The sequence below is a fragment of the Streptomyces sp. NPDC026672 genome (assembly GCF_040638185.1).
Taxonomy (GTDB): Bacteria; Actinomycetota; Actinomycetes; order Streptomycetales; family Streptomycetaceae; genus Streptomyces.
Genome location: NZ_JBEZXS010000029.1, coordinates 106,899 through 118,207, shown reverse-complemented (window position 1 = coordinate 118,207; position 11,309 = coordinate 106,899). Strand labels below are relative to the sequence as shown.

The 11,309-nt window shown below is 71.0% G+C and carries 7 protein-coding genes; 4 read left to right on the top strand and 3 right to left on the bottom strand.

What is annotated here, in order from left to right; translation table 11 throughout:
- Nucleotides 1-88 precede the first annotated feature (88 nt).
- Nucleotides 89-2,317 carry an MMPL family transporter gene (locus tag AB0F77_RS29500; RefSeq protein WP_361954716.1) on the bottom strand — a complete coding sequence of 743 codons (2,229 nt, stop codon included), beginning with the start codon at nt 2,315-2,317 and terminating at the stop codon, nt 89-91.
- Nucleotides 2,318-2,481: 164 nt separating this feature from the next.
- Between AB0F77_RS29500 and AB0F77_RS29495 the strand changes: the two genes are divergently transcribed.
- The 4 genes from AB0F77_RS29495 to AB0F77_RS29480 all read left to right on the top strand — a co-directional run bounded on the left by AB0F77_RS29495 (nt 2,482) and on the right by AB0F77_RS29480 (nt 6,458).
- Nucleotides 2,482-3,138 carry a TetR/AcrR family transcriptional regulator gene (locus AB0F77_RS29495; protein WP_361954715.1) on the top strand — a complete coding sequence of 219 codons (657 nt, stop codon included), beginning with the start codon at nt 2,482-2,484 and terminating at the stop codon, nt 3,136-3,138.
- A gap of 299 nt (nt 3,139-3,437) precedes the next feature.
- Nucleotides 3,438-3,698 carry a hypothetical protein gene (locus AB0F77_RS29490; RefSeq protein WP_361954714.1) on the top strand — a complete coding sequence of 87 codons (261 nt, stop codon included), beginning with the start codon at nt 3,438-3,440 and terminating at the stop codon, nt 3,696-3,698.
- 121 nt (nt 3,699-3,819) lie between these two features.
- Nucleotides 3,820-4,059: a heavy-metal-associated domain-containing protein gene (locus tag AB0F77_RS29485; protein ID WP_361954713.1), complete on the top strand. Its 240-nt coding sequence runs from the start codon at nt 3,820-3,822 to the stop codon at nt 4,057-4,059.
- A gap of 119 nt (nt 4,060-4,178) precedes the next feature.
- Complete coding sequence (locus AB0F77_RS29480) at nt 4,179-6,458, top strand: heavy metal translocating P-type ATPase (protein ID WP_361954712.1); 2,280 nt, start codon at nt 4,179-4,181, stop codon at nt 6,456-6,458.
- A 969-nt stretch (nt 6,459-7,427) separates the two neighbouring features.
- Here the strand turns inward: AB0F77_RS29480 and AB0F77_RS29475 are convergent.
- Both AB0F77_RS29475 and AB0F77_RS29470 read right to left on the bottom strand, forming a co-directional pair.
- Nucleotides 7,428-8,717: a citrate synthase gene (locus tag AB0F77_RS29475; protein ID WP_361954711.1), complete on the bottom strand. Its 1,290-nt coding sequence runs from the start codon at nt 8,715-8,717 to the stop codon at nt 7,428-7,430.
- A gap of 197 nt (nt 8,718-8,914) precedes the next feature.
- A complete protein-coding gene (locus AB0F77_RS29470; protein ID WP_361954710.1) occupies nt 8,915-11,173 on the bottom strand; it encodes an ATP-dependent RecD-like DNA helicase in 2,259 nt (752 codons plus the stop codon).
- Nucleotides 11,174-11,309 lie beyond the last annotated feature (136 nt).

Here is an 11,309-nt window from a genome sequence, read left to right as displayed (position 1 = left end):
CGAGGGCGATCCTCCGCCTTGCGATTGCACGCACCAGACGCCGCGGGCCCCGCCCTCCGGGCGGACGGCGCTACTTTCGAAACACGCCCTAGCCGTGCGCCGCGACCTTGTCCCGCTCCCGGTCGGCGTCCGGGGCCGGGGCGGACTCGCTCTCGCTCAGGCCGATCCGCCGGTGGAGGCGGCGCAGCGGCGCCGGGGCCCACCAGGTGGCGCGGCCGGTGAGGCGCATGATCGCCGGGACCAGCAGACTGCGGACGACCATGGCGTCCATCAGCACCGCCAGCGCGATGCCCAGTCCGAGCATCTTGGTGTTGGTCACCCGCGAGGTGCCGATCGCGACCATCACCACGGCGAGGATGACCGCCGCCGCCGTGATCAGTCCGCCCGTGCGCTGGAGACCGTGGCGCACCGCCTCGTTGTGGTCGCCCGTGCGGTCGTACTCCTCCTTGATGCGGGAGAGCAGGAACACGCCGTAGTCCATGGAGAGTCCGAAGGCCACGCAGAACATCAGGACGGGCAGTGTGGTCTCGATGGAGCCGGTGCTGGTGAAGCCGAGGGCGCCGGAGAGATGGCCGTCCTGGAAGACCCAGACCACCGCGCCGAACATCGCCGTCAGGCTGAGCGCGTTGAGGACGACCGCCTGCAGCGGTATCAGCACGCTGCCGGTGAGCAGGAAGACCAGCAGCAGGGTGACGATCACGATGAACGCGCCCGCCCAGGGCAGCCGGTCGCCGATCGCGTGCTTGGAGTCGACGAGGACGGCGGCCGTGCCGGTGACCGTGGTGTCGAACGGTGGGTGCATGGCCCGCAGATCACCGACCAGGGTCTGCGCCGCGTCGTCGACGGCCTCGCCCCTCGGCAGGACCGTGAAGTAGGCGGAGTCGCCCTTCACCAGTGGTCCGTCGACCCGCACGACCCCCGGCAGAGCGGCCACCTCCCGCTTGTAGTCGGCGTACTGCGTCTCGGTCGCCCTGCCCTCGGCCAGCACTTCGAGGCCGCCGCCGGGGCTGCCCGGGAAGCCGTCGCGGATGTGCTGCTGCACGACGTGGGACTCGGAGCCCGAGGGCAGCTGACGGTCGTCGGCGCTGCCGAACTTCACGCCCAGGAAGGGCAGTCCGAGGAGGACGAGGAGGGCGGTGGTGCCGAGGGCGAAGAAGGGGGCGCGGCGCATGACCAGCGTCGCCGTGCGCGCCCAGGCCGTGCCCTCGTCGCCGGAGGTCCTGGCCGGGCGCCCGCGCCGGAACAGACGCCGCAGGTCGAGGGAGTCGACGCGGTGGCCCAGGAGCACCAGGGCCGCCGGGAGCAGGATCAGCGCGGACGCGGCGGCCAGCAGGACCACGGCGATGCCGGCATAGGCGAAGGAGCGCAGGAAGTACTGCGGGAAAACCAGCATCGCGGCGAGCGACACGGCGACCGTGAGGGAGGAGAACAGGACCGTGCGGCCCGCCGTGCGCAGTGTCGTGCCGACGGCCGTCAGGGGTTCGGCGCCCGCGGACAGCTCCTCGCGGAAGCGGCGGACGATGAACAGGGCGTAGTCGATGGCGAGTCCCAGACCCAGGGCCGTGGTGAGGTTCAGGGCGAAGACGGAGACGTCGGTGAGTTCGGTCAGGCCCCGCAGCACCGCGTTCGTGCCGAGGATGGCGACGATGCCGATGCCCAGGGGCAGCAGGGCGGCGATGGCGCTGCCGAAGACCATGACCAGCAGCACGAGCGTCACGGGCAGGGCGATGATCTCGGCGCGGGCGAGGTCGTCCTGGATGATCGTCTGCATCTCGTGCCGCACCGCGACGATGCCGCCGAGGCGGACCTCCAGGGGGCCGTGCGTCCCCCGGTAGTGCGGCGCCAGGCGGTCCAGGGTGTTGTTGGAGACCTTCTCGTCGCCCGTGAGGCGCGCCGCGATCAGTGCCTCGTGGCCGTCCTTCGCGCGCAGGGCGGGTGAACGGGTCTGCCAGTAGGAGCCGACGCCCGTGACACCGGGCTCGTCGGCCAGCCGCTCGGCCAGCCCGCGGGCCTCGGCGGCGACGGCCGGGTCGTCGACCGACGCACTGCCGGAGTCGACCAGGAGGAGCAGATTGGGCTGGGAGTCGGGGAACTCGCGCTCCAGCGCCTTGGTCGCGTACGTGGACTCGGCGGCCGGGTCCTCCCAGCCGCCGCTGCCCAGACGGTCCGCGACGCCGCTGCCGACCAGCACCGCGAGCGCGGTGAGCACGAGGGCCGCGAGCAGCGTCAGCCGAGGTCGGGCGGTGACGAACCGGGTCCAGCCGCCGGAGCGGGGCGGGCCGCTCCCCGGCCGTGCCGGCGTGTTGACTTCGGTCATTCTGCGGTGTCCCCTTCACGTGACCGGTGCCTTCGTGCGCGAGCACGGAAGCATGGAGCAGTCATCGCCATAGACTGGCAAACACGAGACCTCGCTCGCGTTTTCATAGAATGCGAGCGACCACTCGTGTTTGTCAATCGCGTCCGGAGAGCTGGGGATAACGCGTGCCCGACACACCCGAGAACCAGGGGAGCGAACAGCCCCGCCGTCGGCAGGCCCGGGGTGAACGGCGCATCGCCCAGTTGCTGGACGCGGCGGCCTCGGTCTTCTGCGCGAGCGGGTACACGGCGGCCAGCACCAACGCCATCGCCCGCGAGGCCGGGGTCTCGCCGGGCACGCTCTACCAGTTCTTCCCCAACAAGGAGGCCATCGCCATCGAGCTGGGCGACCGCCTCCTGCACCGGATGCGCGAGACCTTCGGCGTGGCGCTCGCACCCGCCGCCCCCGGCACGTCGCTGGAGGCCGCCGTCGGCACCGCCGTCGACGCCTTCGTCGCCTTCAACACCGAGCACCCGGTGTTCTTCGCGCTGATGAAGGGCCCCGACACGCCGGGCCGGATCGCCGAGAAGAACGACGCGCTGCACTCGACGCTCTCCTCCCGCATCGAGGATCTGCTGGCCTCCTTCCTGCCTCCCGGCACACCCCCGGCCGACGTCACCCGCACGGCGCAGGTCTGCCTGGGCGTCTACAAGGCGGGCCTGGAACTGGTCCTCTCTAACGAGGGCGCCGCACGCGAGGCGTACGTCCAGGAGGTCAAGGACGTCCTGGTGCGCTACCTCGAACCCCTCACCGTCGCCGCACACGCCACGGCGGCCCGGTAGCGCGACCCGGGAACCGGTGGCCAAGTCCAGGGACCAGTGGCCAACCCCAGGGACCGGTGACCAACCCCAGGAGCCGGTGACGGAACCCGGAGACCGACGGCGGAACCCCGGAGACCGGCGGCGGAACCCGCGCCCCGCCCGACCTGCGACATCCCGCACGCCCGCATACAGTGCGGACATCACACGCAAGTGCGGACACCCGCGCACATGGACCTCGGCACATCCGCACGCCGACGCCGACACACCCGCGCGCGGACACGTCACCCGGCAGGCACCGGCAGAGCAGGAGGGGACCCGCCGTGACCCACTCCCGCCCGCCCGGCGCACCCCGGGCCCGCATCCCCGGCCCGCGCCAGGTGCCCCCGCCGCAGCCGCCCCGCAGGGACCCCCGACGCCGCTGCCGGCAGGCGGGGGCGGCCCTGTGGACACTGGCCGCGGTGACGGCGTACACGACGGACGACGCCACCCTGCCGGCCTCGCTCCTCCTGCTCGGCGGCCTGCTGATCCTCGCCGCCTGCTCCCCCCGCACCCCCGGGCGGCACGACCGCGACACGAGGTGAATCGCGACACCGGCACGCCCGGCTTCTCTTGGATGGGTACCCCCTAGGGGTATAGTGTGTAAACATGGAAGCCCCACCGCGGGCCCCATCAGTCCCACCTGCCTCCACGAGGAGTAACGACATGACCGCCCAGACCGAGACCCAGGGCTCCGTCACCACCGTCTACAAGGTGAGCGGCATGAGCTGCGGGCACTGCGAAGGCTCCGTCTCCAGCGAGCTGTCCCAGGTCCCCGGCGTCAGCTCGGTGACGGCCGTGGCCTCGACGGGTGAGGTCACCGTCGTCTCCGCCGCCCCGCTCGACGAGGAAGCCGTCCGCGCCGCCGTCGACGAGGCCGGCTTCGAGCTCGCCGGCACCGTCTGAGTCCCACCGCGCGGCCCGGCCCGTGCGCCGGCCCCCGTCCCACACACCTCCCGACCCGGGCCGTGCCGGCCGGCCGACGCCGGCGCGGTGCGGCCCGGTCCGTCGCCCGGAGTCCACACATGACCACCACCGCAGGGACCACCACCACAAGCACCCCGATAACCCCCGACGACGCGCAGACCTCCGAGGTCGAGCTGCTGATCGGCGGCATGACCTGCGCCTCCTGCGCCGCCCGTGTGGAGAAGAAGCTCAACCGCATGGACGGCGTCACCGCCACCGTGAACTACGCGACGGAGAAGGCGAAGGTCAGCTACGCCCCGGGGGTGACCGTCCCCGACCTGATCGCCACCGTCGTGAAGACCGGGTACACCGCCGAGGAACCCCCGCCGCCGCTGCCGCCCGTACCGGACGCCGATGCGGCGCGGCCCGGCGACGACGAGGCCGCCGACCCCGAACTCTCCGCCCTGCGCCACCGGTTCACGGTCTCGGCGCTGCTGGCCGCCCCCGTCGTCCTCATGGCGATGGTGCCGGCCTTCCAGTTCGACAACTGGCAGTGGCTCTCGCTGACGCTCGCCGCCCCCGTCGTCGTCTGGGGCGGCGCGCAGTTCCACCGCGCCGCCTGGACCAACGCCCGGCACGGCGCCGCCACCATGGACACCCTCGTCTCGGTCGGCACGCTGGCCGCGTTCGGCTGGTCCCTGTGGGCGCTGTTCTTCGGCGACGCGGGCATGACGGGCATGCACGACGAGTTCCGGCTCACCGTCGACCGCATGGACGGCGCCTCCACGATCTACCTCGAAGTGGCCGCAGGCGTCGTCGCGCTGATCCTGCTCGGCCGCTATCTGGAGGCCCGGTCCAAGCGGCGCGCGGGCGCCGCCCTGCGGGCGCTGATGGAGCTGGGCGCCAAGGACGTGGCCGTGCTGCGCGACGGGCGCGAGGTGCGCGTGCCGGTGACGGAGCTGGCCGTGGGCGACCGGTTCGTCGTACGGCCCGGTGAGAAGGTCGCCACCGACGGCGTCGTGGTCGAGGGCGCCTCCGCGCTCGACGCGGCCCTGCTGACCGGCGAGTCGGTGCCGGTGGACGTCGGCGCCGGGGACGCCGTCACGGGCGCCACCGTCAACGTGGGCGGCCGGCTCGTCGTCGAGGCGACCCGGGTCGGCGCGGACACCCAGCTGTCCCGGATGGCGCGGCTGGTCGAGGACGCGCAGAACGGCAAGGCCGAGGTGCAGCGGCTCGCCGACCGGATCTCCGCCGTGTTCGTGCCCGTGGTCGTGCTGATCGCGCTCGGCACCTTCGGCACCTGGCTCGCCCTCACGGGCGAGGCGACCGCCGCGTTCACCGCCGCCGTCGCCGTGCTGATCATCGCCTGCCCCTGCGCGCTGGGCCTGGCCACGCCGACCGCGCTGCTGGTCGGCACGGGGCGCGGGGCGCAGCTCGGCATCCTGATCAAGGGTCCCGAGGTGCTGGAGTCCACGCGCCGCGTCGACACGGTCGTCCTGGACAAGACCGGCACGGTCACCACGGGCCGGATGACCCTCCAGGGCGTGTACGCCGCCGAGGGCACCGACGAGGAGGAGTTGCTGCGGCTCGCGGGCGCCCTGGAGCACGCCTCCGAGCACCCGATCGCGCGGGCGGTCGCGGCGGGCGCCGAGAAGCGGACGGGGACGCTGCCCGGCGTGGAGGACTTCGAGAACGTGCCCGGCCGGGGCGTGCGCGGGCGCGTGGCGGGCCGCGAGGTGGCCGTGGGGCGGTTCTTCACCGACCTGCCGCAGGAGCTGGCCCGCGCCAAGGAAGAGGCCGAGAGGGACGGACGTACGGCCGTCGTGGCGGGCTGGGACGGAACGGCGCGCGGGGTCCTCGCGGTCGCCGACGCCGTCAAGGAGACCAGCGCGGAGGCGGTGGCCGGACTGCGCCGGCTCGGGCTCACCCCGGTGCTGCTGACCGGGGACAACCGGGCGGTGGCCGAGGCGGTGGCGCGGCGCGTGGGCATCGACGAGGTGATCGCCGAGGTGCTGCCCGAGGACAAGGTCGCCGTCGTCAGGCGGCTCCAGGGCGAGGGCCGCAGCGTGGCCATGGTGGGCGACGGCGTCAACGACGCGGCGGCGCTCGCCACGGCGGACCTGGGGCTCGCGATGGGCACCGGGACGGACGCGGCGATCGAGGCCGGGGACCTGACGCTGGTGCGCGGGGACCTGCGGGTGGCCGCGGACGCGATCCGCCTGTCACGGCGGACGCTCGGCACCATCAAGGGCAATCTGGTGTGGGCGTTCGGCTACAACGTGGCGGCGCTGCCGCTGGCGGCTGCGGGGCTGCTCAACCCGATGATCGCGGGGGCCACGATGGCCTTCTCGTCGGTGTTCGTGGTGACCAACAGCCTGCGTCTGCGGCGGTTCCGTTGAAACCGGCCGAAGTTACCGCGAGTTCGGAGCAAGTGAAGTAAGAGTCCCCCTAGAGTCCGGCGCGCACCTCACATAAGCTCTTCACAAGGCTCGCGCATCATCCTTACGCTGGGGTCCCGATTGCTGTATCGGGGCCCTTGTGTAGCTAAGGGACATATGCAAGAGACACAGATCACAGTGCTGCGAACGTAACCATCGAAGGGGTTCGAAGGTCTAAGTTGACGATGTCAGACAACGTCTTGGGGGGCGTTGGCTGGCATCTGGGGATGTCTTGGGGGACTTCCTCAGAGATGCGTTGCCGGGGCACGTACTTCGGGAAGCTTTGAGCGGCCCTCCCGATTGCGGGTCCCGGCAGATCGCACCGCATCACTGGAGCACGACGGGTTTTGCTCGTTGTGCTCAACAACAGCGATTCAGGCGCTGTGCTCTCAGGCGCCCGGCCGGATCCCGTGGGGGGAATCCGTACCGGGACATGGGAAGGCGCCCTGGTCGTCGGCCCGTGGGGGGACCGATGTTCCAGGGCGCCTTCCACCTTCCGCCGCGTTCCGTTGCGCGCCGCGTTCTGCCGGGCTGCCACAAACCCGGCACTCCGGGCCCAGGGGTTCCGCTCGTCCGCGGACCGGGTGCAAGTCGTGCCCCCGAACCGGAAGACCGTGCGCCGGCACCATGGCCGAGCGGGCGAGGTCCCCTGTGGCGGCGGACGGAATTCCGATGGCGGGCCCCCGGGAGAGGGCGTCCGTCACCAGTGGGGGCGGCGCCCCTCTGGATGCGGCGCTCCACGGGCGGACGAAGTCACGCCCGGCCGTCCCGTGAAGCCGCCGTCCGGGAAAAGCAGACCAGGGCGAGCAGTCGATGCGGCCTCGCCCTCGCACCGTGGCCGCAAGCGGTGGCCACTGCCTTGGTGAAGCACGTGAAAACGCCGGTGGCGCGGCGCCCCCTCGGGTTGGGCGCCGCGCCATCGGAAGGTTCTCAGCGCTCCTCGACCGGGACGAAGTCGCGCTCGACGACGCCCGTGTAGATCTGGCGCGGGCGGCCGATGCGAGAGCCCGGCTCCTTGATCATCTCGTGCCACTGGGCGATCCAGCCCGGCAGTCGGCCGAGGGCGAACAGGACCGTGAACATCTCGGTCGGGAAGCCCATGGCCCGGTAGATCAGACCCGTGTAGAAGTCGACGTTCGGGTAGAGGCTGCGCGAGACGAAGTAGTCGTCGGAGAGCGCGTGCTCCTCCAGCTTGAGCGCGATGTCCAGCAGCTCGTCCGACTTGCCGAGGGCCGAGAGGACGTCGTGCGCCGCCGCCTTGATGATCTTCGCGCGAGGGTCGAAGTTCTTGTACACCCGGTGGCCGAAGCCCATCAGGCGGACGCCGTCCTCCTTGTTCTTCACCTTGCGGATGAAGGAGTCGACGTCGCCGCCGGTCGCCTGGATGCCCTCCAGCATCTCCAGGACGGACTGGTTGGCACCGCCGTGCAGCGGGCCCCACAGGGCGGAGATGCCGGCGGAGATCGACGCGAACATGTTCGCCTGCGACGAGCCGACGAGGCGGACCGTCGACGTCGAACAGTTCTGCTCGTGGTCGGCGTGCAGGATGAGCAGCTTGTCGAGCGCGGAGACGACGACCGGGTCCAGCTCGTAGTCGTCGGCCGGGACCGAGAAGGTCATGCGCAGGAAGTTCTCGACGTAGCCGAGGTCGTTGCGCGGGTAGACGAACGGGTGGCCGATCGACTTCTTGTACGCGTACGCCGCGATCGTCGGGAGCTTGGCGAGCAGCCGGATCGTGGAGAGATTGCGCTGCTGCTCGTCGAACGGGTTGTGGCTGTCCTGGTAGAAGGTGGACAGCGCCGAGACCACCGACGACAGCATGGCCATCGGGTGGGCGTCGCGCGGGAAGCCCGTGTAGAAGTTCTTGACGTCCTCGTGCAGCAGGGTGTGCCGCGTGATGTCGTTCTGGAACGAGGTGAGCTCGTCGACGGTCGGCAGCTCCCCGTTGATCAGCAGGTAGGCCACCTCCAAGAAGGTGGAGCGCTCGGCCAGCTGCTCGATCGGGTAGCCGCGGTACCGGAGGATGCCCGCCTCGCCGTCGAGGTAGGTGATCGCGGATTTATAGGCGGCCGTGTTGCCGTAACCGCTGTCCAGAGTCACCAGACCGGTCTGGGCGCGGAGCTTCCCGATGTCGAAGCCCTTGTCACCGACGGTGCTGTCGATCACCGGGTAGGTGTACTCGCCGTCGCCGTACCGCAGTACTACAGAGTTGTCGCTCACGTCATCCCTCACCGACGTAGTGCCTCATCTTCGAGGTGCCCTGACTGTCTCTACCATCCCCCATTTGGCTCAGGAGAGTGCACTCGGGGTCGACCATTGGGCTTATTGGCGGCACTCAGTGCCGCCAACCTGCTCATCCTGCCCGGTTGTCTCCCCATCTGGAAGCCCCCTGTGACCTTCACGACTCATTTGATCGATCATTTTTGGGAGCCGAGCCGGAAGTCGAGTGCCGTACAGCGCCGTCCGGCCGACACCGTGCGCACCGCCTGGCCGATCGCCTTGCGCGAACCCACGAGCACCACCAGCTTCTTCGCCCGCGTGACCGCCGTGTAGAGGAGGTTGCGCTGGAGCATCATCCACGCCCCGGTGGTGACCGGGATCACCACGGCGGGATATTCACTCCCCTGCGAGCGGTGGATGGTCACCGCGTACGCGTGGGCCAGCTCGTCCAGCTCGTCGAATTCGTACGGAACCTCCTCGTCCTCGTCCGTGAGCACCGTCAGGCGCTGGTCGACCGGATCGAGCGAGGTGACCACGCCCACGGTGCCGTTGAAGACACCGTTCCTCCCCTTCTCGTAATTGTTGCGAATCTGGGTGACCTTGTCGCCGACACGGAAGACACGGCCGCCGAACCGCTTCTCCGGCAGGTCGGGCCGGCCGGGTGTCACGGCCTGCTGGAGCAGCCCGTTGAGGGTGCCGGCGCCGGCCGGACCGCGGTGCATCGGCGCGAGGACCTGCACGTCCCGGCGCGGGTCGAGGCCGAAGCGGGCCGGGATGCGCCGGGCCGCGACGTCCACGGTGAGCCGGCCGGCCGCCTCCGTGTCCTCCTCCACGAACAGGAAGAAGTCCTTCAGGCCGTCGGTCAGCGGGTGCTGTCCGGAGTTGATCCGGTGCGCGTTGGTCACCACGCCCGACTGCTGGGCCTGGCGGAAGATCCGGGTGAGCCGGACGGACGGGATCGGGCCGCCGTCGGCCAGCAGGTCCCGCAGGACCTCGCCGGCGCCGACGCTGGGCAGCTGGTCCACGTCCCCGACGAACAGCAGGTGCGCGCCCGGCGGCACGGCCTTGACCAGCTTGTTGGCGAGCAGCAGGTCCAGCATGGACGCCTCGTCCACCACCACCAGGTCGGCGTCCAACGGGCGGTCCCTGTCGTACGCCGCGTCGCCGCCCGGCTTCAGCTCCAGCAGGCGGTGGACGGTGGACGCCTCGGCACCGGTCAGCTCGGCCAGGCGCTTGGCGGCGCGGCCGGTGGGCGCGGCGAGCACCACCCGTGCCTTGCGCGCGCGGGCCAGCTCCACGACCGAGCGCACCGTGAACGACTTGCCGCAGCCGGGGCCGCCGGTGAGGACCGCGACCTTCTCGGTCAGCGCCAGCTTGACGGCGGCCTCCTGCTCCGGGGCCAGGTCCGCGCCCGTACGTCCCTTCAGCCAGCCGAGCGCCCGGTCCCAGGCCACGTCCCGGAACGCCGGCATCCGGTCCTCGTCGGTGCGCAGGAGCCGGAGCAGCTGCGCGGACAGGGACAGCTCGGCGCGGTGGAAGGGGACGAGGTAGACGGCGGTGACGGGGTCGGAGCCGCCGTCGGGAGCGGGGACCTTCTCTCGTACGACACCGGGGTCGCCGCCGTCCTCCGGGGGCTCGGCCAGTTCGGCCAGGCACTCGATGACCAGGCCCGTGTCGACCTGGAGCAGCTTGACCGCGTCGGCGATCAGGCGTTCCTCGGGGAGGTAGCAGTTGCCCTGGTCGGCGGACTGGGACAGCGCGTACTGGAGGCCGGCCTTGACGCGCTCCGGGCTGTCGTGCGGTATGCCGACGGACTGGGCGATCTTGTCGGCGGTGAGGAAGCCGATGCCCCAGACATCGGCGGCGAGGCGGTACGGCTGGTTCTTCACCACGGAGATCGAGGCGTCGCCGTACTTCTTGTAGATGCGCACGGCGATGGAGGTGGAGACCTCGACGGTCTGGAGGAAGAGCATGACCTCCTTGATGGCCTTCTGTTCCTCCCAGGCGTCGGCGATCTTCTTGGTGCGCTTGGGGCCGAGGCCGGGGACCTCGATGAGCCGCTTGGGCTCCTCCTCGATGATCCTCAGCGTGTCCGTGCCGAAGTGCTGGGTGATGCGGTCGGCGAAGACCGGGCCGATGCCCTTGACCAGGCCCGAGCCGAGGTAGCGGCGGATGCCCTGGACGGTGGCGGGCAGGACGGTCGTGTAGTTCTCCACGTGGAACTGCTTGCCGTACTGCGGGTGGGAGCCCCAGCGGCCCTCCATGCGCAGGGACTCTCCGGCCTGGGCGCCGAGCAGCGCGCCGACGACGGTGAGCAGGTCGCCGCCGCCCCTGCCGGTGTCGACCCGGGCGACGGTGTACCCGTTCTCCTCGTTGGAGTACGTGATGCGCTCCAGCACCCCTTCGAGCACGGCGAACCGCATCTCACCCGCGGAGTTCCCTGCCTGCTTGGCCATGATCCGACGGTACCGGGCGGGTACGACAGCGAGTCGGGGATCTCAGGTACGGGCCCTTTCGTGACCAGCGGGCTCGGCGGGCATCGCGACGGCTTCCCGCGCTCATTCACGCGGTGTACCGGAACTCACGTGCCCG